The 26,691-nt window shown below is 47.9% G+C and carries 22 protein-coding genes; 5 read left to right on the top strand and 17 right to left on the bottom strand.

Translation table 11 applies throughout. The features are described from left to right. Nucleotides 1-18: 18 nt before the first annotated feature. The 10 genes from pseI to KOI40_RS14455 form a co-directional block, all read right to left on the bottom strand. A complete protein-coding gene (gene pseI, locus KOI40_RS14500; protein ID WP_216098245.1) occupies nt 19-1,077 on the bottom strand; it encodes a pseudaminic acid synthase in 1,059 nt (352 codons plus the stop codon). A gap of 3 nt (nt 1,078-1,080) precedes the next feature. After that, entirely contained in the window at nt 1,081-1,590 is a 510-nt protein-coding gene (gene pseH, locus KOI40_RS14495) for a UDP-4-amino-4,6-dideoxy-N-acetyl-beta-L-altrosamine N-acetyltransferase (protein WP_233710290.1), read from the bottom strand. 16 nt (nt 1,591-1,606) lie between these two features. After that, complete coding sequence (gene pseG / locus KOI40_RS14490) at nt 1,607-2,710, bottom strand: UDP-2,4-diacetamido-2,4,6-trideoxy-beta-L-altropyranose hydrolase (RefSeq protein WP_216098244.1); 1,104 nt, start codon at nt 2,708-2,710, stop codon at nt 1,607-1,609. Further along, complete coding sequence (gene pseF, locus KOI40_RS14485; RefSeq protein WP_216098243.1) at nt 2,707-3,408, bottom strand: pseudaminic acid cytidylyltransferase; 702 nt, start codon at nt 3,406-3,408, stop codon at nt 2,707-2,709. Before pseF ends, pseG begins: the two co-directional genes overlap by 4 nt. After that, on the bottom strand, nt 3,405-4,565 hold the full coding sequence (pseC, locus tag KOI40_RS14480; protein WP_216098242.1) for a UDP-4-amino-4,6-dideoxy-N-acetyl-beta-L-altrosamine transaminase: 1,161 nt from the start codon (nt 4,563-4,565) through the stop codon (nt 3,405-3,407). Before pseC ends, pseF begins: the two co-directional genes overlap by 4 nt. A 2-nt stretch (nt 4,566-4,567) precedes the next feature. Continuing rightward, nucleotides 4,568-5,566: a UDP-N-acetylglucosamine 4,6-dehydratase (inverting) gene (gene pseB, locus KOI40_RS14475; RefSeq protein WP_216098241.1), complete on the bottom strand. Its 999-nt coding sequence runs from the start codon at nt 5,564-5,566 to the stop codon at nt 4,568-4,570. A gap of 80 nt (nt 5,567-5,646) precedes the next feature. Beyond that, on the bottom strand, nt 5,647-7,359 hold the full coding sequence (locus tag KOI40_RS14470; RefSeq protein WP_216098240.1) for an ABC transporter ATP-binding protein: 1,713 nt from the start codon (nt 7,357-7,359) through the stop codon (nt 5,647-5,649). Between the two features lie 39 nt (nt 7,360-7,398). Next, a complete protein-coding gene (locus KOI40_RS14465; protein WP_216098239.1) occupies nt 7,399-8,256 on the bottom strand; it encodes a glycosyltransferase family 2 protein in 858 nt (285 codons plus the stop codon). Between the two features lie 25 nt (nt 8,257-8,281). After that, entirely contained in the window at nt 8,282-10,204 is a 1,923-nt protein-coding gene (locus KOI40_RS14460; protein ID WP_216098238.1) for a tetratricopeptide repeat protein, read from the bottom strand. 148 nt (nt 10,205-10,352) lie between these two features. Then, the gene (locus tag KOI40_RS14455) at nt 10,353-10,790 is read right to left on the bottom strand and encodes a pilin (RefSeq protein WP_216098237.1); all 438 of its coding nucleotides are present in this window, start codon (nt 10,788-10,790) and stop codon (nt 10,353-10,355) included. Between the two features lie 363 nt (nt 10,791-11,153). On the opposite strand from KOI40_RS14455, the gene pilB reads away from it, so the two are divergent. Genes pilB through yacG form a run of 5 tightly spaced genes read left to right on the top strand, consistent with a single transcriptional unit; the run spans nt 11,154 to nt 15,859 of the window. Further along, nucleotides 11,154-12,881: a type IV-A pilus assembly ATPase PilB gene (gene pilB, locus KOI40_RS14450; protein WP_216098236.1), complete on the top strand. Its 1,728-nt coding sequence runs from the start codon at nt 11,154-11,156 to the stop codon at nt 12,879-12,881. A gap of 5 nt (nt 12,882-12,886) precedes the next feature. Continuing rightward, nucleotides 12,887-14,098 (top strand): type II secretion system F family protein, encoded by a 1,212-nt coding sequence (locus KOI40_RS14445; protein WP_216098235.1) that lies wholly within the window; start codon nt 12,887-12,889, stop codon nt 14,096-14,098. Nucleotides 14,099-14,116: 18 nt separating this feature from the next. Beyond that, nucleotides 14,117-14,998 carry a prepilin peptidase gene (locus KOI40_RS14440; RefSeq protein WP_216098234.1) on the top strand — a complete coding sequence of 294 codons (882 nt, stop codon included), beginning with the start codon at nt 14,117-14,119 and terminating at the stop codon, nt 14,996-14,998. A 30-nt stretch (nt 14,999-15,028) separates the two neighbouring features. Next, complete coding sequence (gene coaE / locus KOI40_RS14435; RefSeq protein WP_216098233.1) at nt 15,029-15,634, top strand: dephospho-CoA kinase; 606 nt, start codon at nt 15,029-15,031, stop codon at nt 15,632-15,634. Nucleotides 15,635-15,664: 30 nt separating this feature from the next. Then, nucleotides 15,665-15,859, top strand: coding sequence for a DNA gyrase inhibitor YacG (yacG, locus tag KOI40_RS14430; protein WP_216098232.1), 195 nt, complete (start codon nt 15,665-15,667; stop codon nt 15,857-15,859). Between the two features lie 34 nt (nt 15,860-15,893). Here the strand turns inward: yacG and KOI40_RS14425 are convergent, their stop codons facing one another. The 7 genes from KOI40_RS14425 to ftsA form a co-directional block, all read right to left on the bottom strand. Further along, on the bottom strand, nt 15,894-16,832 hold the full coding sequence (locus KOI40_RS14425; RefSeq protein ID WP_216098231.1) for a Nudix family hydrolase: 939 nt from the start codon (nt 16,830-16,832) through the stop codon (nt 15,894-15,896). 18 nt (nt 16,833-16,850) lie between these two features. Continuing rightward, nucleotides 16,851-18,071, bottom strand: coding sequence for a bifunctional glutamate N-acetyltransferase/amino-acid acetyltransferase ArgJ (argJ, locus tag KOI40_RS14420; protein ID WP_216098230.1), 1,221 nt, complete (start codon nt 18,069-18,071; stop codon nt 16,851-16,853). 100 nt (nt 18,072-18,171) lie between these two features. Then, nucleotides 18,172-20,919, bottom strand: coding sequence for a preprotein translocase subunit SecA (gene secA / locus KOI40_RS14415; RefSeq protein ID WP_216098229.1), 2,748 nt, complete (start codon nt 20,917-20,919; stop codon nt 18,172-18,174). A 287-nt stretch (nt 20,920-21,206) separates the two neighbouring features. Further along, nucleotides 21,207-22,139, bottom strand: a complete 933-nt coding sequence (locus KOI40_RS14410; protein WP_216098228.1) for a M23 family metallopeptidase — start codon at nt 22,137-22,139, stop codon at nt 21,207-21,209. A gap of 478 nt (nt 22,140-22,617) precedes the next feature. Next, nucleotides 22,618-23,529, bottom strand: coding sequence for a UDP-3-O-acyl-N-acetylglucosamine deacetylase (gene lpxC / locus KOI40_RS14405; protein ID WP_216098227.1), 912 nt, complete (start codon nt 23,527-23,529; stop codon nt 22,618-22,620). Nucleotides 23,530-24,106: 577 nt separating this feature from the next. Beyond that, nucleotides 24,107-25,276 carry a cell division protein FtsZ gene (gene ftsZ, locus KOI40_RS14400; protein WP_216098226.1) on the bottom strand — a complete coding sequence of 390 codons (1,170 nt, stop codon included), beginning with the start codon at nt 25,274-25,276 and terminating at the stop codon, nt 24,107-24,109. Nucleotides 25,277-25,376: 100 nt separating this feature from the next. After that, on the bottom strand, nt 25,377-26,618 hold the full coding sequence (ftsA, locus tag KOI40_RS14395) for a cell division protein FtsA (RefSeq protein ID WP_216098225.1): 1,242 nt from the start codon (nt 26,616-26,618) through the stop codon (nt 25,377-25,379). Nucleotides 26,619-26,691 lie beyond the last annotated feature (73 nt).

Here is a 26,691-nt window from a genome sequence, read left to right as displayed (position 1 = left end):
GCCAGTATCTTAACGCAATCAATCTTCCAAAACTCCCCAACTAACGGGGGTTGCAAAGTCAATATCACACAGCACTTTTTTTCCGATCACCTCATCAAAATATTTTGGCGATATCCCGAGTCCTGGTCGAACACTACGAACGCAGTCCGCCACAACGATTTCACCAGCACTCATCCCTTTTACAAAATATAAAGATCTTCGAAAATGCTCATTACCTTGCTCACTAGATTTTCTCCGGTAGATTATATCCCCCATAGCTGACCAGGCAGATTTAGTGTCACGGCATAGAGCTGCCAGTTCTTCTGGCTCAAGGGAAAAGCTGTCATCAGGCCCACCGCCATTTCGATCTAGAGTAAAATGCTTTTCAATAATAGGAGCTCCGAGAGCAACACTGGCAATAGCCGTGGTATTATCGAGAGTATGATCTGACAAGCCCGTCACCAAGCCAAAACGCTCAATCATATCCGGAATAGTACGTAGATTGTAATCCGCTGCCGGTGCTGGATAACCACTCACACAATGCAATATTGCTAACTCTTTACAGCCGCCTTCACGAGCCGCCTCGATAGCTTCGCCAATTTCTTCTGCATCCGCCATACCCGTAGAAATAATCATCGGTTTTCCAGTACTGGCCACATACTTAATCAAAGGTAGATCGACCGCCTCGAAGGAGGCAATCTTGTAGGCTGGCGCATTGAGATCCTCCAAAAGATCCACTGCCGTGTTGTCGAACGGTGAACTGAAGATAGTGATCCCCAAATTACGGGCATGCTCGAATAACGGTTTATGCCAGTCCCATGGAGTGTGGGCCTCCTCGTACAGCTGGTATAACGTTTTACCGTTCCACAGTCCGCCGTGGATCTTAAATTCCTCGGAATCACAATCCAGAGTGATGGTGTCCGCCGTATAGGTTTGCAGCTTCACCGCATCAGCTCCAGCTGTTTTGGCCTCTTCAATAATTCTTAATGCAGTTTCCAGGCTACCATTATGATTGGCAGATAGCTCAGCAATGATGTACGGCGGACTATCAATTGCAATACGACGCCCGGCAATACTGATCGAGGGAATATTATTCATTGGTTATCTCTCTGTAGTCACTTGCCACTCATTAGCGAGCAGACCAAAACAAGTAACGGAATGGTACTTCTCGCCATCAAAGTACTGTTCACGCAAAATCCCTTCTTGTCGGAAGCCTAGGCGAAGATGAAACTGTATGGATCGCTCATTAAAGGCAAGCGCTTGACCACATATTTTATGCAGCCCCAACCGAGCAAATGCGTGCATCAATGCACTGATACCTAACTGCTTTCCAGTTCCTTTAGGGGCATCAGGAGCGGTATAAAATCCCCAATCAGCAATACCACCGGCTGACACTTCATGAAAACTGATAAACCCTTGTGCTCTTTCTTCTTGTTCGAATATCAGAAGGTGACGTTTACAATCCAGTGAAGCCCGCTCAAACCAATGTGTATGCTCTGCCAAGCTGATTTTATGCTGTGTATACATAAAGCGGCGCACAGAAGGGGAATTTCGCCAAGCGAGAACCTGCTGTAAGTCGTCTTGCTCCATTACTCGTATTCTCTGAGCCATAGGACCTTCCATAACACTATCTCAAATGACCGATGACGGCCTGAACACCAAGACCGTCAGTCACCTGCGCAGCAGCTCTGCTCATCTTCTCGAGCTCTCCTTTTGATCCGATGAGAGCCGACAATACGTTCGGTAGCTCTACGGTTATTTGCACCCCAGATGAAAGCGCGTTAACTGCTCCAACCAGAACCAAGCCGTGGGCAACCTGACGCTGATTTTCCGCTAACTCTATCATAACCGTGGGTAAACCCAGACAGCACCGCTCCCAGGAAGTTGCACCAGCAGCTCCTATAGCCAGATCACTGTTAGCCATTAATTGAGCCATATTATTCACACCTGTAAGAATATTAGTGGGATGTGATAGTGATTGCGCTTGTTGGCGGACAGTGTCTAACCAAGGAGCGGTAGCCCCCATGACTACTGCAATCTGACATCCACCCGGCAAATCAGCTTTACCCAATGCATCAAGAATAAGTCCAGTGGCGTTATTCTTATCTACACCACCCATAGTCACTAAAATTTGCTTCAATTCGGGAGTTTCTCTGCGGTGAAGGCTGTACGATCGCCACTCCGAAAATTCTGGACGTAGCAGCGCATAATGTGCTCCGCACAAGACTGTACAGCTAGCTGGCACCAAGGGGGCATATTCCTCTATTTGGCGACCGAAAGTCTGATCCAACAGCAGATCACATTGATGCATGCGGTCAGCCAAATCATCAATAACCATCAGCCTCTCACAGCATGGCTTCACTATCTCTTCCCAACAATTATCCAATGCATAATGATCAACTATTAACCACTGTGGTTTTATATTTAACAGTATTTTTTTGCACGCAGCCGCATCTTCTTGCTGGGAGCCTCCCAACCATGCAGCATGACCGAGAGCCGCCTCCTCATTTTCAGAATAGCTGGTGGAAGTTGCCTGTGAATAGGGCAAGGGGTATACGTGATATCCTTTTGCTCGGATAAATTCAATCAGATGGCCCGAGTGCTCACGACAGATGAAGTAACACTCACATCCTCTCTTTCGTAAGGCATCAGCCAACGTCAGACAGCGCATTACATGCCCAGTGCCTATATCCAGTGATGCATCAGTCCGGAAGACTGCCTTGGATTTCATTGAGCTGACTGCGCCTGCCATGCCTGAAACATCCATTGCGCTCGCTCCCAATCCTCAGGGGTATCTATATCCTGAACCCTGTGACGCGGCAGATGTATCGGTACAGAGTCAGGTGAAAAAATAATGCGCCCCTTCTTCCAGGCTTCTGCACGCCCCCAATAGAACTGCCCAGCGTCATGGTAGGCTTCTTCCAAGTCCTGTGAACGGGCATTGAAGTTTTCAGGGATGAACATATCTACCCTACCTCCCGGAGTCAAACGTAGAGCACGTTGTATAGGATAAGAATAGCTTGTGACAGAAAAGGCATAGTCACAACCCTGCTCGGCCAACAGCGATAAGCCATTACGTAAATCTTCTGGCAGGACAAAAGGCGCTGTTGCGTATAAACAGCACACGTTCTGTATGGATATACCTGTGTGCGACTCCAGCCATTCAATGGCATGCCTAACTACTGGAATAGTTCCAGTATAATCGTCAGATAGTTCGGCAGGTCGCACGAAAGGCACGTTAGCTCCATACTCACGCGCCACTTCAGAAATTTCCGTGTCATCAGTAGAGACAACAACCTTATCAAAACAGCCACTCTTCAAAGCAGCCTCAATAGACCAAGCGATCATTGGCTTTCCGCAAAATATCTTGATATTTTTGCGTGGAATGCGCTTACTACCGCCACGAGCAGGAATGATTGCTAGCCTCATACACCAATGGCCTTGCGCAAAGCGGCGACCACTTCATCCTGTTGAGAATCTGTCATCGTTTGGAACATTGGCAAACTAATTGCTTCGGCGTAATACCGTTCTGCTTCTGGATAATCCCCAAATTTGAATCCCATTTGCTGGTAATACGGTTGGGTGTGTACAGGGATGTAGTGCACATTCACACCAATACCCAGTTCGCGCAGAGTATCAAAGACCTGATGGTGGCTTTTACATATTTCATCCAGCTGCAGACGAATGACGTACAGGTGTCGCCCGGAATAGCTGTCCTGGTGTTGCCACGGACTCACTACAGGCAGATCAGCTAGCAGCTCATCATAACGATTTGCCAACTGATGACGCCGGATCACAAAATTACTTAAGCGCTCCATTTGACTCACACCCAGGGCTGCCTGTAGTTCAGTCATTCTATAGTTGAAACCCAGGTCGACTTGCTGGTAGTACCAGGAGCCATCCGGCTCATGTGTCATCAATGCTGGATCACGGGTGACGCCATGACTTCTCAACAATGCCATGCGATTAGCCAGACTCTCATCGTTTGTCAGCGCCATACCACCCTCTGCGGTGGTTATAATTTTTACTGGATGAAAGCTGAACACCGTTATATCACTAAAATGACCCCCACCAATGAATCCCCCTCTGTACTTTCCCCCAATAGCGTGCGATGCATCTTCAATTATTTTAAAGCCATACCGCTGCCCCAAAGCATGAATAGCTGCCATATCACAAGATTGGCCACAGAGATGGACAGCGACAACCACTTTAGGTACACGACCTTCTCGTTCGGCTTGCTCCAACTTAGCCTGCAAGGCAACAGGACACAGATTGTAGGTTTTAGAATCAATATCAACAAAATCGACTTTGGCACCGCAGTACAATCCACAATTCGCAGAAGCGACAAAGGTTATTGGCGTTGTCCACAACCAATCTCCTTTTTCCAGCCCCAAAGCAAGGCAGGCAATGTGCAATGCTGAAGTGGCACTATTTACCGCAAGCGAATGCTGGGCACCTACGTAGTCAGCAACAAGCTTTTCAAATCGTGGAACCATCGGACCCTGAGTAAGAAAGTCAGACTGAAGGACTGACACCACGGCTTCTATATCCGCTTCGGTTATATCCTGCTTACCGTAGGGAATCATGCTCAGATACTCCCGATTTTTTCCCTGTTCGCATCAATCCAAGCCTGCAATTCGGCGTTACTCATCCAGTCACTGTTGGTGTCACTGGCATAGACGAAACCTTCCGGCACTTTCTTCCCATCTTTGATACGTGTAGGGCAGATTGACCAATTATTGATGGTCGGTAGAATTTTGAAGTGATCTGGATATTCGTAAGTATAGTAAGCATCTTCGGCACTGATCATCTGCTCATGTAGCTTTTCACCTGGACGAATGCCCACCACTTCCTGAATGGCCTCAGGAGCAACAACGCGAGCCAAATCAGTTATTTTCATCGACGGAATTTTTTTTACGTAAACTTCACCACCTTCCATATCCTCAAAGGCATGCCAAACCAACTCAACCCCCTCCTCCAATGAGATCATGAAACGAGTCATCCGCTCATCAGTGATGGGTAACACTCCCTTGTTTTTTTGTGACAGAAAAAAGGGAATAACTGAGCCGCGAGACCCCATAACATTTCCATAACGTACGACGGAAAAGCGAGTACCGTGTTCACCAGAGTATGAATTGCCAGCCACAAACAGTTTGTCAGAAGCCAACTTTGTCGCACCATACAAATTAATTGGACTGCTAGCTTTATCAGTGGAAAGAGCAACAACTCCCTTAACACCCTTATCAATACATGCATCAATGAGATTCATGGCGCCGTTAATATTAGTTTTAACGCACTCGAAAGGATTGTATTCGGCAGTTGGTACAATTTTAGTTGCTGCAGCATGCACCACATAATCTACGCCATCCAAGGCACGGTAGAGCCGGTCTTTGTCTCGCACATCCCCAATAAAGAATCGTATGCGTTTATCATCCTTAAATTTCTTGGCCATATCCCATTGCTTCATCTCATCACGTGAGAAGACGATAATTTTCTTGGGGTTATATTTAGCAAGGGTCATGGGAATAAAGGTATTGCCAAATGAACCAGTGCCACCGGTAACCAAAATAGTACTATTGCTAAACATAGTCATTCTCTAATGACAATAGGTATATGTGTCCACCTAAAAGATACTTACCTAAGGAAACGATCTTACAACCCAATGCCTTAGTCCTTACCCAACCGTATATGCTGTTGACACCGACGCAGAGATGCCTCTCGATGAGCAATCACCACGATAGTCTTACTGCCAGAAAGCTCATCAATTGCCTCATTCAAGATCTCTTCTGTTGTGATATCCAGGGCGCTCGTTGCTTCATCAAAGAACAATACAGGCGGATCGTGATAAAGAGCACGAGCAATACCAATACGCTGCTTTTGCCCTCCAGATAACCGTATCCCTCTATCCCCTACAGTGGTTTTGTAACCTGCTGGCAGCTCATCAACAATAAAATCATGTATTTGCGCAATTCGGGCAGCCTGCTGGACAGCCTCCATATCTACTTCCTCTAAAGATAATCCAAAAGCGATATTCTCTGCGATACTAGTGTCCGCCAAATAAATATGTTGCGGTACATAACCAATTGCCGCCTGCCAATCGCTAAGATTATCTCCCGTGATTACTATCCCATCTACACTAAGCATCCCCTCTTGCGGCTCAAGCAAGCCTAATAAAAGATCCATAACTGTACTCTTTCCCGAACCACTTTTTCCAACAATACCAACAGTGGTATTCGCCGAAACAACCAAATCAAAGTTTTCCAGCACAGGTTTATCTGAGACAGAAGGGTAAGCAAACTTTATGTTTTTCAGGCGGATTTCTTTTTTTGGCACCAACAAGGTTTTAGCTGGCCTCTGTTCGCTCGGTGGCAGGGTCAAATGCTCATATATTTCGGTCAGTGCCGAAGATGAAAACTTAAGTTGGGCAAACCCACGATACATGATTTGTGCTGAGGGCAGCAGCCGATAAGCAGCAAATCCATACAGGCCAAGTGTAGGTAATACTACAGCTATGTCATTAGTTTGACTTATCAGAATCAGAGCCAGGATAATGAGTCCTGTATAACCAACCGTTTCCACCATATATAATGGCGATTGGCTTAAAGTTTCTGCGTTGGCCTGATGGCGCGAATATTCCCAAGACGGATATTGAAACTGTTTTTGGTAAACTTCAGCTGAATGAGTAACTTTTACATTTTTAATACCCCCTAAGACTTCACCACATGCCTTAAAGCGCTCATTATTCGCAACTTGCCTAGTATGGCCTGTACGACTTAAACGCTTGCGCACTAAAACATAAATCATGCCATACAACAAACCGATTACCACCGCTGCGCTAATAGCAATCCACGGGTTATATATTAGCAATAACATCATAATAGCCAATGCTACTGCCCCTTGTGCAATTAATTGAGATAGAGGTTTGATCAGGCCATTTTGCAGCTGATCAACCTCTGACAACACATTACTACTCAGCTCATTAGGGTTATATTTCAGAAAAAACTCATAGGGCTGGCACAGGTAACTAGAAAGTAGCCTAGTACTGATACTATGACGTAATAAATAAGTAAAACGATTTACCAAATGTAGAGTGATGCTCTTAAAAGCCGAAGACCCCACAACCAACACAATAGAAACCACACCCAGAACAACGATAAATTCGGCATCATCAGAAAAAGCAAAGCGATTGAACAGCCACTCTAAAACCGAATTCTCATGAATAAAGTCAGGTCTAGCCAGCACAGAAAGGAACGGCATAATCGACACCACTCCAACAGTTTCCATCAACGCCATCAGGATAATCAAAATAATCATCACTAACGACTTACGGCGCTCGAGTGGAGTCAATACACTCCATATTTTTTTTAGGTCAGATTTCATCTAAATACTTATTCTTTTTCCATAAACGTTACTCTCTGATTACTCACGATCCTTATACATTAACGCAGTTATTTGCTCAGAAATCAGCCCCATCAAAAACACCATAACACTGCCCGTATACAACAACGCACTCATATTCGTGAATTTACCCGTAGAGCTGTAGGTATACCCATACCATGCACTAGCCATAAAAAACATAGTTGCCGCAAACGGTACGAACAATTTAAGCGGTGAGTATAGCGTCCCAATTTTAAAGATAATCATCAAAAACCGGACTCCATCCTTAAGAGGCTTTATATGACTTTTTCCAATCCGCTCCGCAGCATGAATAGGCACGTAACTCACACCGTAACCCGCTCGAAAAAAAGCCATCGTTGAAGTCGTTGGATACGAAAAACCATTTGGAAGTAAATACAGGAATTCACGAAATTTATCAGTGCGTACTGCTCGAAACCCCGATGTCAGATCATCTATACGATGCCCAGCCATCAAACTGGCCAATTTATTATAAAACCCATTGGCCACACCCCGACCAAAGCTGGCCTGAGAGCCTGCCTGTCGAGCTCCAACAACCATATCGAAGCCTTTTTTCAACTCATTCAAAAGCTTAGGAATATCTTCCGGATCATGCTGGCCATCCCCATCCATAAAAACAATAGTACTGCCTCGCGCCGCACGAGCACCCCGTTTTATAGCAGCCCCATTTCCCATAGAATATGGGGAATTAACAACTTCAACCTTATGACTTAGTGCTACCTTTTCAGTATTATCAGTCGAACCATCATTCACGACCACAATCTGCGCATCAGGAAACATAACAACTAGAGATGGAAGTAGTTTGGATAAGCCATCCGCTTCATTTTTAGCTGGGATAACTATTGTTAGACTCTTCGGCATAATTTAACCACATAAATTCTATCGATCATTGCACTAAAAGCTGTTTCTGTTGCTTTAAATAGTCAACTGAAAACTGCAGCTTACCAATCTGTTTCCTTCTGCGATCATCCTTGTACCATCTATTTCCATCCATAACTTTTGCCACATCAATATATATCTGTGCCTGTTCAAAATTACCCCCCTGAACATATAAATCAGCTAACCGTAAGGCGGTATCAATGGTAGGTTGCACCTCGTACATTTTCTCCCAAACAATTACAGCATCAGTAAAGTTATAATTCTCAACATAATAATGCCCTACCATATCTAAAAATGACGCATGAAATCTGGAACTCGCCAAAAGGTCAGGCTTATTTAATATCGTGTCGAACAGCCAAGGAATATCAAACCCGTCGAAATAATTTTCTACACACGTGAGCTGACCTCTCTTACGCGCCTCATTAAGGTGAAAGACAAGCCCTGAATCAAACGGACTCCGATAAACTTCTTCACGCGTTAGCTTAACACTATGTTCTTGTGACACATTTTCCGTACACTGTAAATTTAGCTGCTGCAATCGAATTGATAGCCGAGGCATCTGCTCATACACTTCATGCAACTTATCTACCGCCATTGGAACCATTCCCGCAGAAGATAAAATTGTAGCTACGGACAACTGAGCTCTAACAGATAACGGATGTTCATATGCCCACTTGAATGCAGCAACTCTATAATCAGACCAGATCGATACCCGGTGTATAAGTGGAATTAAAAGCAATCCCACATATAAAAAGATTATCCCTCCCCCGAGCACCGGAAGCCCCTTGGACTTTACGAACTCATTGAGCTTTAATAACGCAGTTCCAAATATGAGCGCCAAACCAACGACAGGCAGATAATTACGATGCTCAAACATCAACTCTAACGGCCATATTGTCGATTCAATGATGTGCGACAAATAAAAAAAGCATATACCAAATGAAACCACCGGCGCCGATTTTCTAATCGCCCCAGCCATACACAATAAAAACAAATGCAGTAACCACCAAGAAACTTGCCAGCCCACCCCATTAACAACCAACAACTGCTCGATATCATCATGGAAAAGCCCCATATCTGCTCCCCATGGCCAGACCCAGTATTGCAAATATTTGGCCAAAACCATTCCCTGGATAGCCAAGCGCTCCCATTGATCAAACACCCTGAAATCAAAACTGGATCCCACAGCATCAAGAACAAATAAAACAAACAGGCTAACGGCTGCCCCAATAAGCATTAAGCTATAAACATTTTGTAGCCGTAGGCTGAAGTCTTCTCTCTTGAAGAAAAATGCACAGATTAAGGCCATCAGCCATACTCCAGTTAGCGCACTCTCTTTACTCAAAACTCCCAACAATCCACTAATGACAGCCAAGAGAATATAAACAACAAAGCCTCTATAAGTTTTCGCCTTCAACGCATATACATGAAATGTCATTGCAAGAACAACAAACAACGTTGCCAACTGGGTCATGCGTTGCACAACATATAAAGTGGTAGAAACATGTAACGGGTGCAACAACCACAAGCTAGCTGATAAAACAGCCAAAAACACAGCTTTCTTACGTACTAACAACAAACCTAAAAGCGCACGTAAAAATAAAAATATAAACAGTCCAGTAATAAGATGTATAGCAATATTCGTCAGTTTGTATTGCCCAGGAAAAGAAGGCCAATACTGGTCATCCACTAAAAAGGAGAGATAGGCAAAAGAGCGAGACCACTGCAAGCCATCATTACCAAATAAATACCTCAAAACCCCCTGAAAGTCTTCCACCCCCCCATAAAGCGCAATTCCCCCAAGAGAATGAAAATCATCCAGCATGAACGCACCCGGCAAGCCACCAAGATATACCACCCCAGTAATAAACGTTACAAGCAATAACCCACCTAACAAACACCACTCATAGAAAGGAGTATCAAATTTCAAACCACACTGCATGCGACACCTCCCCCTCCGACCAAGAATACAGTCATCATTTTTAATACTCAGATACACTTATTAACTGTTTATCTCAGCCTGAATCAAATAGACAAAAAAAAGCCTCCCCATGGGAGGCTTTTAAAAATAAAAGTAATTAACGGCAGTTGGCCGGCAAATACTTCGGAAGAACTGTAGTACCTGAAGTAGAAGTACAATCCCACTGAACGCCATTCGCAGAGCCAGTCCCTTGGAAAGCCAAGTTACCCGTAGCAGGAGACAGGTTAGCAATAGTATAAGTAATACGGCCAACATTGGTAGCTTGGTCATTATAAGCAATTTGCGAAACGTAGGTACTTTGAGCAGCGTTTTCGTTGACACCTGCGGTACCTGCACCCGTAGGCATAAAGCCCATAGTAACATAGTACTCAGAAACTGAAGTTTTAGCCGCTGCGGCCAAACCAATTACTTCAGACATTTTTGCACGAATGGTGTAATCCTGATAAGCAGGCAGAGCCACCGCAGCCAAAATACCGATAATCGCCACAACGATCATCAATTCAATCAAGGTAAAACCTTTTTGCACCTGTTTCATTAGTCTCATTCTCCTAAATAGTCTTGTTGGTTCTGCAAAAAACTGTTTTCGCAAACAGACTCAAAGCAAACTACGTGCCAAATTCAAACACCACCAAAATATCAAGCCTGTAGATACATTTTAAGCATCCAACCCAGTCAAGCCTGCCACCTAAAATCACTATGTGACAATTTTTGTCATACTGTTGATCTCGCACCGGCAAATATAGTCCAAGGATTACAATTCACCGATAAATAGTGTTAGATTTAGGAAAACTAACAGCTTAACAATCGGTTAGGTGTTTTCTCTCGATTTTAAATCAACATATGCAATGCAACAGGTTGCTAAGATACACCTTACCATTTATTACGACATGGATATGGCATGAACACACCGGTAATGGCTTTAAGCGGCCTTGCCCGACGCTTAGTCGCTGATGGCACTATTGATGAAGAAACTGCCCACGAGGCACAAAAAACATCTCGCAGTCAGAAGACTTCCTTCGTGCTTGAACTTATTAAAGGTCACGACGTTTCACCCAGCATCATAGCCAACGCAGCTTCGGATGAGTTCGGGACCCCTATTTTCGATCTGGACTGCATCAACACAAGCATTCTTCCCGGCGGTCTGGTCGACCTTAAACTATTGAGCAAACATCAGACCCTTCCCTTGTTTAAGCGGGGCAACCGGTTATTTCTTGCCTTGGCCGACCCCACAAACCTGCACGCTCTGGATGAAGTCAAATTCAATACAGGCCTGAATACTGACGCCGTATTGGTAGAAGCCAATAAACTCGAAGCAGCACTGGAAGCCTTTTTAAACCAGCAGGAAGAGTCCATCGGTGACACTCTGGGAGGGCTTGACGATGAGGCTCTGGACGGGCTGGATGTCGAAGCTGTCGATGAAGCTGGAGGCAAAGAGCATGACTCATCCGAAGTTGATGAAGCTCCTATTGTAAAATTCATCAACAAGGTACTTTTGGATGCCATTAAAATAGGCGCTTCAGATATCCATTTTGAACCTTATGAAAAGTCTTACCGGGTAAGGTTTCGCACCGACGGCATTCTGGAAGAAATGGCCAAGCCTCCCACTGCCCTGGCAACTCGACTGGCTGCAAGACTTAAAGTGATGTCGCAGATGGACATTTCTGAACGACGCATCCCACAAGATGGTCGTATCAAGTTGAAAATCACCAAGAATCGAGCGATCGACTTTCGGGTTAACACCCTGCCGACACTGTTTGGTGAAAAAATTGTCTTGCGAATCCTTGACCCCAGCAGTGCCAAGCTGGGTATTGATGCTCTTGGCTATGAAGACGACCAGAAAAAACTGTTTATGGAAGCGTTGGAGCAGCCGCAGGGCATGATCCTGGTGACCGGCCCGACGGGTTCAGGCAAGACCGTTTCACTCTATACGGGGTTGAACATTCTTAACACCAGCGAACGCAACATCTCAACCGCGGAAGACCCCGTAGAAATTAATCTGGAAGGCATTAACCAGGTCAATGTGAACAACAAAGTGGGCCTGACCTTCGCCGAAGCCTTGCGTTCATTCCTTCGTCAAGACCCGGATATTGTCATGGTGGGGGAGATTCGGGATCTGGAAACCGCTGAAATTGGCATCAAGGCAGCTCAAACCGGCCACCTCGTGCTGTCCACCCTTCACACCAACAGCGCACCGGAAACCCTGACCCGCTTACTGAACATGGGTGTACCGGCCTTTAACGTAGCCACAACCGTCAGCCTGATTATTGCCCAGCGGCTGGCTCGCAGACTCTGCCCCGCCTGTAAAAAGCCGGCAACGGACATTCCTGATGAAATTCTGTCCCAAGAAGGCTTCGACAACATAGGTATCCCTCGAGAAGAGTTCCAGTTATTCCATCCCGTGGGTTGCCCAAAGTGCTCAAAAGGTTATAAAGGTCGCGTTGGGGTCTATGAAGTAGTTCGCATCACTGACACAATATCCCGCATTATAATGGAAGGCGGCAATGCTATTCAGATTGCTGATGCCGCCCGAGAAGCTGGCTTTAATAACTTACGGATTTCAGCCTTGCGTAAGGCCGCGCAGGGCCTTACCAGCCTTGAAGAAGCCAACCGTGTGACCAAGGATTAAGCAATATGGCAACCGCAACCAATAGCGTATTCATCTACAAGGGTGTAGACAAAAAAGGAGCAAAGGTCGAAGGGGAAGTTACTGGAGCCAGCTCGTCGCTCGTCAAGGCCCAACTCGTTAAACAGGGTATTAATGCCCGAACTGTGCGTAAAAAGCCTAAGCCCTTATTTGGGGGCGGAAAAGCTATCAAACCGCAAGACATTGCCGTCTTCACCCGCCAGATGGCCACAATGATGAAAGCCGGTGTGCCACTGGTGCAGAGCTTCGAGATTGTTGCGGAAGGGGTAGACAACCCCACTCTCCGAGACCTGATTATGTCCATTAGAGAGGAAGTGGCCTCCGGCACAAGCTTCGCGTCCGCTCTGGAGAAACACCCCAAGTACTTTGATGACCTGTTTTGCAACCTCGTAGAATCTGGCGAGCAGTCGGGTGCACTTGAAACCATGCTTGACCGGATTGCCACTTACAAAGAAAAAACTGAGGCGATTAAAGCTAAAATCAAAAAAGCTCTGACCTACCCTATTGCCGTAATTGTCGTCGCTGTAATTGTTACTGGCATTCTATTAGTCAAAGTAGTTCCCCAATTTGCGGAAACATTCAGCAGCTTTGGCGCCGATCTACCAGCATTTACTTTATTTGTACTTCATTTATCAGAACTCGTACAGGAGTGGTGGTTTATTATTCTTGTTGCAGGAGCATTAGCTTTCTATGCTTTTGTTGAAGCGAGGCGACGCAGCAAACCCTTCTCTGACTCCATCGACAAGCTCACTCTAAAGTTACCGGTATTCGGTGACATTGTTTACAACTCTATCATTGCCCGCTTTTCACGTACCTTGGCTACAACTTTTGCAGCGGGTGTTCCGCTTATCGATGCCTTGGAATCTGTTGCTGGCGCTACAGGTAACTCTGTCTATGAAAAAGCTGTGCTGAGCGTGCGCGATGAAGTTGCCACAGGTGTTCCCCTGAACACATCCCTAAGAAAATCAGGCATATTCCCCTCGATGCTGTTACAAATGACAGCCATTGGTGAAGAGTCAGGTGCGCTTGATGAAATGCTCGACAAAGTCGCTAGCTACTATGAAGAGATGGTGGACAACCTGGTAGACAGCCTGACCTCACTTCTCGAACCCATGATTATGTCGGTATTGGGCGTTCTGGTCGGCGGCCTGATGATTGCCATGTACCTGCCTATCTTCCAGATCGGACAAGTCGTATAAATACGGACAGATCTTATTATGCAACCTGAAACTCTGGCCGGCGAATACGCCGGCCTTTTTATTACACTCACCGTTATTTTTGGTCTGATGGTCGGCAGCTTTTTGAATGTGGTGATTCACCGCGTTCCGAAGATGATGCAGAACACCTGGCAGCGGGAATGCTGTGACTTGCTGGAAATTGAAAATCCTGCGTCAGACAAGCAGCCAGCGACCTACAATCTGCTTAAGCCCGACTCCCACTGCCCCAAATGCAAAACTCCGATCAAGCCCTGGCACAATGTACCGATCATCAGTTATTTGCTGCTGAAAGGAAGATGCAGCCAGTGCTCTGAGCCCATCAGCATTCGCTACCCAACCATTGAGCTGGTTACCGGGGTGCTTAGTGGCTTTATCGCCTTCCAATTCGGCTTTACTGAGCAGGCACTGGCAGCCTTGCTGCTGACCTGGGCATTGATAGCGCTCACCATGATTGATGTTGACCATCAATTACTTCCGGATAGTATTACCCTGCCCTTGCTGTGGCTGGGTATTTTGATTAACAGTCAGGGCCTGTTTACGGATCTGAATTCAGCGGTTTATGGAGCTATTGCTGGTTACATGGTGCTGTGGAGTGTTTTTTGGCTCTTTAAGCTGCTGACCGGTAAGGAAGGCATGGGCTACGGCGACTTTAAGCTGCTGGCCGCTCTGGGCGCCTGGATGGGCTGGCAAGCTCTGCCGCTGGTGATCATCCTGTCATCTTTGGTGGGCGCAGTGATTGGTATAGCTGGCATACTGATTATGGGACGCGACAAAAATGTCCCCATTCCCTTTGGCCCCTACCTGGCCATTGCCGGATGGATTGCCTTTCTGTGGGGTGATCTGATTACCCAGACTTATTTTCAGATTGCCGGGTTTCAGTAACTTGAGCCCCAATAAAGAGTTAGAAAAAGAATGACGTTTGTAGTGGGAGTCACCGGGGGCATTGGCAGCGGCAAAACGGCCGTCTCTGATCGCTTTGCCGAGCTGGGTATTGTGGTTGTGGATGCCGATGTAGCGTCACGGGTTATTGTGGAACCGGGACGCCCTGCACTGGCCAAAATTGCCGAGCACTTTGGTTCCGACATATTGCAAACCGACGGCACTCTGGACCGCGCCAAATTGCGCACTGCGGTCTTCAAGGATCCCGCCGAGCGGAAATGGCTGGAAGCTTTGACACACCCGCTGATTCGGGAAGAGATCCTCAGTGGTTTACGCAACGCCACATCACCTTATGCTCTGTTAGTGTCGCCCTTATTGGTAGAAAGCGGTCAGAATCAACTGACACAGCGGGTTTTGGTGGTCGACGTACCTGAAGAACTGCAATTGGAACGCACAGTAAACCGCGACAACAACTCACCAGATCAGGTAAAGGCGATTATGGCAGCCCAGGCTAGCCGCCAGCAGCGTCTGGACAGTGCGGATGATGTGATTGTGAACGACGGCAGCCTTGAACAACTGCATCAGCAAGTAGATACTCTGCATCAGAAGTATCTGGAAATGTCATCACAGGATTCCTGAAAACCGCCAAGATTGGATACAGAAAGCGTCATGGTTACCAAACTGAAATGCCCTACCTGTCAGACCGAGATTGAATATTCTGAGAAGTACCCTTTTCGGCCTTTTTGCAGCGAGCGCTGCAAACTGATTGATCTTGGCGAATGGGCCAGTGAGAGCCACAAAATCAAAGGGAACTCCATTTACGATGACGTGTTGTCACAGGATCTTGAGGATCCCCAGCAGTAACACCAAGCTTTTATGAATACTGAGCGAATCACTCCTACTCTGGCCACCAGGCACTGATGGCAGCCACTCCCTGCCCGCCTCGCTGAATACTGGCCTCAACCTCCTGATCACCGAGTCCGCCCAGAGCATACACCGGCAGTTTGGCGTCTTTTACCCAAGCTTCAAACGTGTCCCAGCCTAATTCCGAGGTGTCTGGATGAGTTTGGGTTGGCTGCACCGGAGAGAGGGTAATAAAGTCCACACCCAAGACCTCAGCCTGCCGTATGTCTGCGGGACTGTGACACGCTGCACTCAACCATTGATCCTGAGAGCGAGTGAAGGAATCGCTGCGGTGTAAGTCATCACTGGTGAGATGCAAACCATCGGCAGCGGACGCCAGATTTGCAGGCGGTGTATTCAAAACAAGCTGAGCGCCAGCTTGCTGGCAGAGCGTTTTAATCGCAGGTAAATATTCATACCACTGATCCGGCGTCCACTGTTTCTGCCGCAACTGGATCAAGGTAATCCCCTGCTCAATAGCTGCAGTTACGCCTTTCAGACACTCATCCAAATCCTGTGTGTCCCGAGTAATCAATAGTCGTGGCGGCAATTGGGCTGCGGTCACGATGGGGACGTTAGCGGCCGGAAACTGGTACTTAGAAAGCGCACTTGCTTCAACCCACTTTACCGGCTGACCTTCGCGGCCATGCGCTTCACCGTCAAAGGCTGTGACATTCCACACATCCAGCAGGACCGACTTATCAGGGTAATCGTGGCGAATTTGAATCAGCGGGGAAAGCTCTGTGGAATTTATCCCCAGCTCTTCCTGTAACTCACGTATCAGAGCGGATTGTACCGACTCCCCCGGCTCAAGCTTCCCACCGGGAAACTCCCACAAACCACCCTGATCCGTATCATCGGGGCGTTTGGCAATAAGGATTTGACCACTGCTATTGCGAATCACGCCAGCGGCTACATGGACAACTTTGGTCATACGTCAATGAGTCAGGGACTAGCTGCGGTACTCCGCATTGATCTTGATGTAATCGTTGGAGAGATCGGTAGTCCAGACACGCTCCTTGGAACTGCCGCGGCCCAAATCGATACGGATCATAATCTCTTCACGATCCATGACCACCTGGCCTTGCTCTTCGGTATAGGTAATTGCCCGGCCGCCATTTTCGACAATCAGTACATCACCGAGCCACACCTTGACGGCTTCAGCTTTCAGGTCTTCTACACCGGCATAACCAATAGCTGCCACAATACGGCCCCAGTTCGGGTCAGAGGCAAACAGAGCGGTCTTAACCAGCGGGGACTGAGCCACAGCGTAGGCCACCTGCAGGGCTTCCGGCTTGGTGGTTGCGCCTTCCACTTGGACAGTGACGAATTTGGTCGCACCCTCACCATCACTGATGATGCTTTGCGCCAATTGAATATGAACGGAGACTACCGCGTTATACAGCTTGGCGAATAGCTCACCTTGGGTGTTGTCGACTTCCGGCAGACTGGTTTGCCCGGTAGCGATCAACATGCACGAATCGTTTGTCGAGGTGTCACCATCCACCGTAATTCGGTTAAACGACTGATCAGAAGCCTTTTTCGCCAACTGATCCAGCAGAGGCTGGCTCACTTTGGCATTGGTCGCAACATACGCCAGCATGGTTGCCATGTTGGGCTTGATCATGCCAGAGCCTTTGGCAATTCCGCTGACAATAATGGTTTCACCTTCGAACTCAAACTGGACTGTCGCGCCTTTCGGTCGGGTATCCGTGGTCATAATACCCTTGGCAGCCTCAGCCCAGCCATCATCGGCAAGATTATTCAGAGCCTGGGGCAAAGCCGCCAGCAATCTGGCCATTGGCAGACGCTCACCAATAACCCCGGTTGAGAACGGCAACACCTGCTGACCTTTAACACCAGCCGCTTCTGCCAGCTTGTTACAAGTCAGACGCGCATCGGACATCCCCTCTGCACCGGTACAGGCATTCGCATTACCTGAGTTGGTAATCAGATAACGAATATTTCCGGCGGCGAGATGTTCTTTCGATACAGTCACCGGAGCTGCACAAAAAGCATTCTTGGTGAAGACTCCAGCAACACGACTGCCTTCTGCCAGCCCCATAACCACCAGATCAATTCGCCCCGGCGTTTTAATACCTGCACTTGCCGTCCCCCATTGCACACCGGGAACTGCAACCATTTGAGGAAAAGGGTAATGACCCACTGCCATATTCGTTACCTGTTCAATCGCTGAGAGGCTGTCAATCGATAAAAGACAACCGATTTGCGAAGCCTGTCATTCGAATAAATGTGTCTGCCCTGAGCGAAAATCAGCCCAACCGGCCATGACATTGTTTGAATTTTTTACCCGACCCACAGGGGCAGGCATCGTTGCGTCCGATTTTAGCATTTTCCCGGACAAAAGGTTTCGCCTCGGGAACACCCTCTTGGCCAGCCTCTGCCATGGCGTCAGCTTCTGGTGCTGCCGCCAATCCCGAAGCTTGCGCATGCTCTAATTGCATACGTTTTTGCTCCAGCTCCATGGCTTGACGACGCTGCTCTTCCATCAGAGTCATTTCTTCCTCGGTTACCGGCTCTACTCTCGCGAGCATGCGGATAACCTCGGTCTTCAGGTTATCCAGCATTTGCTGGAACAGCTCGAAAGACTCGCGCTTGTATTCCTGTTTCGGGTTTTTCTGAGCGAAAGCCCGCAAGCCAATGCCCTGACGCAGGTGATCCATGTTGGCCAGATGCTCTTTCCAGAGCATGTCCAGCACATTGAGCATGATTTGACGCTCAACTTCCCGCATAACCGGCCCAAAGCGCTCACACTTCTCATCGTAGGCTTTCTGCAGCTCTTCGAGAATTCTGTCCCTCAGACTCTCTTCGTGAAGTTTTTTGTCTTCTTCCAGCCACTGCCCGATTGGCAAACGCAAACCGAAGTCGGACTCCAGATGCTGTTCCAACCCAGGAATATCCCACTGCTCTTCCAGACTTTGTGGCGGGATAAATCCTGCAACGGTATCCACAACCACATCGTAGCGGATGGCTGTGATCGCCTCGGCTATATCATCAGATTCAAGCAGTTCGTTACGTTGCTGATAGACCACCTGGCGCTGGTCATTGGCCACATCATCGTATTCCAGCAATTGCTTACGAATATCAAAGTTGCGACCTTCAACCTTGCGCTGGGCCTTTTCAATCGCATTGGTCACCATGCGATGCTCAATGGCCTCACCGTTTTCCATGCCCAGCGCCTGCATGAAGCCACGCACGCGATCGGACGCGAAGATACGCATCAGGTTATCTTCCATCGACAGATAGAAACGGGACATACCCGGATCACCCTGACGCCCGGCGCGACCGCGCAACTGATTATCGATACGGCGTGATTCATGACGCTCGGTACCGATGATATGCAGTCCGCCCGCCTCCAAGACTTCTGCATTACGCTTTTTCCAGGCTTCGCGGGCTTTTTCAATCTGCTCTTCGCTTGGGTTATCCATTTCCGCCACTTCAGCGTCGAAATTACCCCCGAGCACGATATCCGTACCACGACCTGCCATATTCGTTGCAATCGTTACCGCTCCCGGACGACCGGCCTGAGCAATAATGGATGCTTCTTTTTCGTGGAATTTGGCGTTCAGTACCTGATGCTTGATACCCGCCTTTTTCAAACGAGAAGACATCTCTTCAGATGCCTCAACGGAGGCAGTACCAACCAGAACCGGCTTGCCTTCCTCTTGCAACTCTTTAACCGCTTCAGCAATCGCCTGAAACTTCTCTTCCGTCGTCAGGTACACCAGATCGTTGTAATCCTTCCGGGCAATAGGCTTGTTGGTGGGAATCACCACCACATCCAGGCCGTAGGTCTGGCGGAACTCAAACGCTTCGGTATCAGCGGTACCGGTCATGCCGGAAAGTTTTGGAAACAGGCGGAAGTAGTTCTGGAATGTTGTTGAAGCCAGAGTCTGACTCTCATTCTGAATCGATACCCCTTCTTTGGCTTCAATTGCCTGATGCAAGCCTTCGGACAGACGGCGCCCCGGCATGGTACGACCCGTATGCTCATCAACCAAGACCACCTGATTGTCCTGAATGATGTAATCAACATCCCGCTGAAACAGAACGTGTGCTTTTAATGCTGCGTGGACATGGTGCAGCAGGTTTAGATTCATGGCTGAATAGAGGCTGTCTTCCGGTTGCAGCAGACCAACTTCAATCAGCATATCTTCAACTTTTTGATGACCCGCTTCGGTGAGTTCAACCGTGCGACTTTTTTCGTCCAGGATGTAATCACCAGGCAGGGTAATCTCCTCGCCGTCACTTAGCTGTTTGCTCAGTTTGGGAATCAGCAGATTCATCTGCTGATACATCCGAGAACTGTCTTCAGCGGCACCAGAGATAATAAGCGGTGTACGCGCCTCATCGATCAGGATCGAGTCCACCTCATCGACGATCGCAAAGTTCAGCGGACGCTGCATCTTGTCTTCCAGACGCAACGCCATATTATCCCGCAGGTAATCGAAACCGAATTCGTTGTTGGTTCCGTAGGTGATGTCCGCCTGATAGGCTTCGTGTTTGAGCACCGGGTCCTGCATCGACTGGATAACGCCCACCTTGAGCCCCAGTGCCTCATACAGAGGGCGCATCCACTCGGCATCGCGACTGGCCAGATAATCGTTCACCGTTACAATGTGTACGCCCTTGCCAGACAAGGCATTCAGGTATGCCGCGAGAGTCGACATCAACGTCTTACCCTCACCAGTACGCATTTCAGCGATACGCCCTTCATGCAGGGTGATGCCGCCGATCAGCTGAACATCAAAATGTCGCATACCCAAAGCTCTGCGACTCGCTTCACGAGCGGCGGCAAAGGCTTCCGGCAACAAACTGTCCAGGGTCTCACCTTTTTGAAAGCGCTCTTTAAACTCTGTGGATTTCAGTTTCAGCTGAGTATCAGAGAGAGCTTCCAGCTCAGGTTCAAGCTCATTAATTCGCTTGACTAACTTTCCCATACGCTTGAGTTCGCGATCATTTTTTGACCCGAACACAGATTTGACCAATTTACCAATCATGAGTAATACCGAATTTTTTAAACTGTTTGCTGCACGTCGCTGACGTCTGAATAGGAGTAATTAAAAAAGTGGAGCTGCGTCAAACACTTACGCTCAAAGTCCAGGCTTTCGCCTAACCACTTCACCAAAGTCAGTGAAACTGTCTTTGCTAAGTTACAAAACCTGCCGGGTTAATCTGGCAGTCAAATTCAAACACAGAAATGTTGATGTATGCGCCAAAGGCGCTCTGCGCGCAAAAGGCACAAGTAAACCGAAAGGTGCTTGCGGAAGCAAGCAAAAGATAGGAATTAGCGGATTGTTCGATGAATATAGGCAGCAGGATCGACAGCGCGACCATGCTTGTAAACTTCAAAGTGAACATGAGGACCGGTGGAACGCCCGGTAGAGCCCATCAAAGCAACAACCTGGCCTTTTTTGACCACATCACCCACATTCACCAGGATGTCAGCACTATGGCCATAACGCGTAGTGTAGCCATTGCCGTGATTGATCTCGACCAACTTGCCATACCCATGGCGCTCACTGGCCCAGGTCACAACGCCTGCAGCCACAGAAATCACGTCCGAGCCTTGTTTGCCGGCGAAATCCAAACCATTGTGCCAGGCGATATGCCCGCTAAAGGGATCAGTTCGGCGACCATAGCGGGATGACATCCACCCTTTCTTGATCGGTCGCCCTGCAATAAAGACATCCCGCTGGATTTTGCGCTTGGCCAACAGGGCTTCGAGAGTATCCAGCTGTTGTTCGCGGTTGGCAATTTGATCGGTCAGCTGATCAATTACCTGAATGAATTCAGGCGGCTCAAATGCCTCGCCCAGAGCCGCACTTTCCGGCCCACCGAGGGCCGGAGGCTGACTGAAATCAAATTCACCCTGATCCAACTTGGCGATATTGGTCAACCGTTCACCCAGAGCATCCAACCGCAGCAATCGCGCCTGCAGCTCCGCCATTCGCAACGTCAATGCAGACAACTGCTCCTGAGCGTGCTGTCGGGTCTCTTTTATTTCGTCTTCCTGGTTAGCAAGGGCTTCGCTCCAGGCTCGGGCAGAATCGCCGGTAAACAGGTCAGCGCCTTCACTGTGATTGAGTTCTTGATTGACCCAAACACCCAGTCCAACGGGAATACCCAATAAACACACGGACAAAAGCGCACGAGTCCACCCACCCAGGGTAAAGCTTCGTGTTCGACCATGATGTTTGCTGACGACAATGATTTTCACTGTGCTGGGTCCCGCTTTGTCAAAAAATTCAGACAATGGCTTATTTCAAATCAAATAAGCAAATACGCACACTGGCGCCCTAAAGATATAAGGTCCTTATTGTTGTTTTGGCATCCATTCCAGGCCACCTAAGTTAGCCCACTACCTTTACCGAGATCACGATCGTCTTTAGCCAAGACAATCGTTGTAAGGTTAGCGGCCAATACCGGCGAAACTGAACCTTCAGGTAGCATAAAACCGGCAAACTACAAGATAGCGTGCCGGCCAATATGGCATATAAAATAAGGAATTACCAATACTTATTGGAATCAAAAATGGGGGTAGACACCCAGAAACAGGGGCATTCAGGAAAAAGGCGGGGGCAAGAGGGACAAGAATGACTCTGGAGCCCGACAAAGGACTCCAGAGAGCTTAACAAATACCGCCTTGGGAATTCTCTTTTGGCCGCATGGACCAAATCCAGAGCAAGCTGGCCTGATCAGACCGCCAACACTGGCTTAACGTAGGAAATAGGTGCCTTACTTTCGTCTTCAAAAGTCACCACTTCCCAAGCGTCTTCCTGAGCGATCAACTGACGTAACGACTTGTTATTCAAGGCGTGACCAGACTTATGGGCCTTAAATTCGCCAATCAGGCTATTACCCAAGAGGTACAAATCACCGATGGCGTCCAGAATCTTGTGTTTTACGAACTCGTCTTCGTAGCGCAAGCCATCTTCGTTCAGAATTCGGTACTCATCCACAACAATAGCGTTATCCACACTACCGCCCTTGGCCAGCCCTTTTGAACGCAAATATTCGATTTCGTGCATAAACCCGAAGGTACGGGCACGACTGACCTCTTTCACAAAAGAAGTACTTGAGAAATCGACTGACGCATCGAGTGTACGCCCTTTGAACACAGGGTGATCAAAATCGATGGAAAAAGAAACCTTAAAACCATCAAATGGCAGGAAACTGGCTACTTTATCGCCATCTTCCACAACCACCGGACGCTTGATACGAATAAACTTCTTCGCTGCCGCCTGCTCCTCGATACCAGCTGACTGAATCAGGAAAACAAACGGACCGGCGCTGCCATCCATAATCGGAACTTCTGCAGCACTCACCTCAACGATGGCGTTATCAATACCCATACCGGCAATCGCTGATAGCAGATGCTCAACAGTGGAAACCCGCACATCACCTTTCACCAGGGTTGTGGACAGGGTCGTGTCACCCACATTTTCAGCTTTAGCCTGAATTTCGACCACAGGGTCCAAATCCACACGGCGAAATACAATTCCGGTATCTACTGGGGCAGGCAGTAATGTCAGGTAGATTTTCTCACCTGTATGAAGGCCTACACCGGTGGCTCGAATAGCATTTTTAAGCGTACGCTGTCTAATCATTGATGTGTATTACCAAAGTATGGAGCAGTTAATCGAACAATATTACCAAAGTTAGTACCTATAAACCAACAACTTATAACTTTTTAACTGGGCTCAGACTCGCTTCCTTGCTCTGTGAGGGGGCACAGCGTCCGCGAAAAGACCCAAACCGACGGGTGCAAAAGCGCAAACTGCCTGAACTCATTTAAATCTATTAACAAGCTGCTCATTACCAATAAATGACTTCTCATGATTCATTATTAACTTTGGCAATATTGCAGACCAATTTTCAAACACTCAACAAAGGCTACTCTACTGGCAACCTGGCCCTATAACGGCTTACGAACTGTGCGTTAGTGCCTCAACGGACACAAACGCGATACAACAATCGCAAGGCCGTACTCAAACCCGGTTACAGCAGTCGTACATTCACTGTTCACCGATGCTGCTTGGTATCTATTGATTGAGCCTTTCGGATACCAAAAGCCTTAAGTCTCAAAATCGAACCATTTCCAGTAGAGACCCTGCCTGCCACAACAGAGTTCACTGTCTATACACAACTTGACCTATATAAACAGTTCACTGCCCAGGCAGACTCCTAGTCTGCCTGGCGACGAAGGAATGCAGGAATATCCAGATATTCCATATCCTTTTCTTCCATTGGCTTTTGCACTGCTGATCCGCGCTGTGTGGGTTGATTACGCATTACAGTAGGACGATCCAGTGCCGCGTAATCTGGCTGTCCGCCACTGCGACGGGTATTGTCTACAACTACTTTGGTAGGCTCTGGTTTTACCGCTGCCACAGGCTCACCCAAACCGGTTGCGACAACCGTCACTCGCAGCTCATCACTCATTTCCGGATCAATTACTGTACCGACAACAACTGTGGCACCTTCTGATGCGAACTCTTCAACGGTATCACCAACTTCAGAGAACTCGCCCAGAGACAGATCCAGACCGGCAGTAATGTTAACCAGAATACCGCGCGCACCCTGCAGGTTAATATCTTCCAGCAAAGGACTGCGGATAGCAGCTTCGGCAGCTTCACGGGCACGGTTCTCACCCTGAGCGATACCGGTACCCATCATGGCCATACCCATTTCAGACATAACAGTGCGTACGTCAGCAAAGTCAACGTTAATCATACCAGGGCGCATAATCAGATCGGCAATACCCTGAACCGCACCCAGCAGCACATCATTTGCCGCCTTGAAGGCATCCAGCAATGTGGTGGTTTTCCCCAGTACTGCCAGGAGTTTTTCATTAGGAATTGTAATCAATGAGTCAACACGTTCCTGCAGCTCACGAATACCGGCCTCGGCAATTGCCAGACGTTTTTTACCTTCGAAAGGAAATGGTTTGGTCACTACAGCAACGGTCAGAATCCCCAGCTCTTTTGCCACTTCGGCAACAACTGGTGCACCGCCGGTACCAGTACCACCACCCATACCGGCAGTAATAAAGACCATATCAGCACCTTCCAGAACTTCTGCAATGCGCTCACGATCCTCCATCGCTGCTTCACGACCAACCTCCGGGTTTGCACCCGCGCCCAGGCCTTTGGTAATCGCATTACCAAGCTGCAGCACAGTGCGTGCTTCAACGTCTTTCAGAGCCTGTGCATCGGTGTTGGCACAAATAAATTCTACACCTTCTACGTCATTGGAGATCATGTGTTTGACAGCGTTACCACCACCACCACCGACACCAACTACTTTAATGACTGCATTAGAAGGTACGCTATCGACTAGTTCGAACTTTGACATGGTTTTTCCCCTTTTCCCTGACAAACTAAATTGATTTCACTAACACTTGATTAAGTTTTGTTGCTAAAAGTCTACTGATACAAATGGTTTAACATCACTGTTAAAAGTTTCCCTGAAACCAGGTTTTCACTTTCTCCCACCAGTTATTGCCGCTATCGGTTTTTACCGGATACTGCGCGACACGACCTTCATTTTGTTGGCGCTTCGCATACTGCAAAAGGCCAACGCCGGTTGAATAAATTGGATTATTAACAATATCGCTCAACCCCCTTACGTTCTGTGGTGTTCCAAGGCGTACCGGCATGTGGAAAATTTCTTCAGCCAGTTCAATAACACCTTCCATTTTTGATGTTCCGCCAGTCAACACGATGCCGGCAGCCACCAGGTCTTCAAATCCGCTGCGACGCAACTCCGCCTGTACCAGAGTAAACAGCTCGTCATAACGTGGTTCGACCACCTCTGCCAAAGCTTGTCGGGACAAATCTCTTGGTTCACGGTCACCGACACTGGGCACCTTGATGGTCTCGTCAGGCCCGGTCAACTTGGCCAAAGCACAGGCATATTTGATTTTAATTTCTTCTGCATGAGGCGTAGGAGTACGTAACGCCATGGCAATGTCATTGGTAACCTGATCACCCGCAATAGGAATCACACCGGTATGACGGATGGCTCCCTCGGTAAAGATCGCAATATCAGTGGTACCACCACCGATATCAACCATACATACGCCCAACTCTTTTTCATCTTCGGTCAGAACGGAGTAGCTCGATGCCAGTTGTTCCAGAATGATGTCTTCAACTTCCAGTCCGCAACGACGGATACACTTTTCAATATTTTGGGCGGCATTAACTGCACAGGTGACCAGATGAACTTTTGCTTCCAGACGAACACCGGACATACCCAATGGCTCTTTTACGCCCTCCTGTTCATCGATCAGGTATTCCTGAGGCAGGATGTGCAAAATCTTCTGATCCGCAGGAATAGCCACAGCCTGAGCTGCATCGATAACCCGATCCAAATCCTGACTGAACACCTCACGGTCCTTGATCGCCACAATACCGTGAGAATTCAGACTGCGAATATGGCTACCGGCGATACCCGCATACACAGAGTGAATCTGGCAACCTGCCATTAACTCTGCTTCTTCGATTGCTCTCTGAATGGATTGCACAGTCGACTCAATGTTAACGACTACCCCCTTCTTGAGGCCGGAAGATCGATGCGAACCAATTCCAATAATCTCCAGTTCACCATCTGTAGACAGTTCTCCAACAATGGCAACCACTTTGGAAGTGCCGATATCCAAGCCAACAACCATTCGACTTTCATTTGCCGCTGCCATTACACAACCTCACTTTTAGGCTGAACTGCCCTGTTGTCGTTATCTTTTCTGCAACTGCTTCCGTGTAGCATAT

Origin of the sequence: Pseudomaricurvus albidus (assembly GCF_018863235.1) — a bacterium.
Taxonomy (GTDB): domain Bacteria; phylum Pseudomonadota; class Gammaproteobacteria; order Pseudomonadales; family Cellvibrionaceae; genus Pseudomaricurvus; species Pseudomaricurvus albidus.
This window is presented reverse-complemented; position numbering and strand designations above follow the sequence as displayed.

Bases quoted from the DNA above. Each gene is read 5' to 3' on its own strand.
- pseI (WP_216098245.1), bottom strand. From the start codon at position 1,077: ATGAATAATATTCCCTCGATCAGTATTGCCGGGCGTCGTATTGCAATT.
- pseH (WP_233710290.1), bottom strand. From the start codon at position 1,590: ATGGCTCAGAGAATACGAGTAATGGAGCAAGACGACTTACAGCAGGTT.
- pseG (WP_216098244.1), bottom strand. From the start codon at position 2,710: ATGAAATCCAAGGCAGTCTTCCGGACTGATGCATCACTGGATATAGGC.
- pseF (WP_216098243.1), bottom strand. From the start codon at position 3,408: ATGAGGCTAGCAATCATTCCTGCTCGTGGCGGTAGTAAGCGCATTCCA.
- pseC (WP_216098242.1), bottom strand. From the start codon at position 4,565: ATGATTCCCTACGGTAAGCAGGATATAACCGAAGCGGATATAGAAGCC.
- pseB (WP_216098241.1), bottom strand. From the start codon at position 5,566: ATGTTTAGCAATAGTACTATTTTGGTTACCGGTGGCACTGGTTCATTT.
- KOI40_RS14470 (WP_216098240.1), bottom strand. From the start codon at position 7,359: ATGAAATCTGACCTAAAAAAAATATGGAGTGTATTGACTCCACTCGAG.
- KOI40_RS14465 (WP_216098239.1), bottom strand. From the start codon at position 8,256: ATGCCGAAGAGTCTAACAATAGTTATCCCAGCTAAAAATGAAGCGGAT.
- KOI40_RS14455 (WP_216098237.1), bottom strand. From the start codon at position 10,790: ATGAAACAGGTGCAAAAAGGTTTTACCTTGATTGAATTGATGATCGTT.
- pilB (WP_216098236.1), top strand. From the start codon at position 11,154: ATGAACACACCGGTAATGGCTTTAAGCGGCCTTGCCCGACGCTTAGTC.
- KOI40_RS14445 (WP_216098235.1), top strand. From the start codon at position 12,887: ATGGCAACCGCAACCAATAGCGTATTCATCTACAAGGGTGTAGACAAA.
- KOI40_RS14440 (WP_216098234.1), top strand. From the start codon at position 14,117: ATGCAACCTGAAACTCTGGCCGGCGAATACGCCGGCCTTTTTATTACA.
- coaE (WP_216098233.1), top strand. From the start codon at position 15,029: ATGACGTTTGTAGTGGGAGTCACCGGGGGCATTGGCAGCGGCAAAACG.
- yacG (WP_216098232.1), top strand. From the start codon at position 15,665: ATGGTTACCAAACTGAAATGCCCTACCTGTCAGACCGAGATTGAATAT.
- KOI40_RS14425 (WP_216098231.1), bottom strand. From the start codon at position 16,832: ATGACCAAAGTTGTCCATGTAGCCGCTGGCGTGATTCGCAATAGCAGT.
- argJ (WP_216098230.1), bottom strand. From the start codon at position 18,071: ATGGCAGTGGGTCATTACCCTTTTCCTCAAATGGTTGCAGTTCCCGGT.
- secA (WP_216098229.1), bottom strand. From the start codon at position 20,919: ATGATTGGTAAATTGGTCAAATCTGTGTTCGGGTCAAAAAATGATCGC.
- lpxC (WP_216098227.1), bottom strand. From the start codon at position 23,529: ATGATTAGACAGCGTACGCTTAAAAATGCTATTCGAGCCACCGGTGTA.
- ftsZ (WP_216098226.1), bottom strand. From the start codon at position 25,276: ATGTCAAAGTTCGAACTAGTCGATAGCGTACCTTCTAATGCAGTCATT.
- ftsA (WP_216098225.1), bottom strand. From the start codon at position 26,618: ATGGCAGCGGCAAATGAAAGTCGAATGGTTGTTGGCTTGGATATCGGC.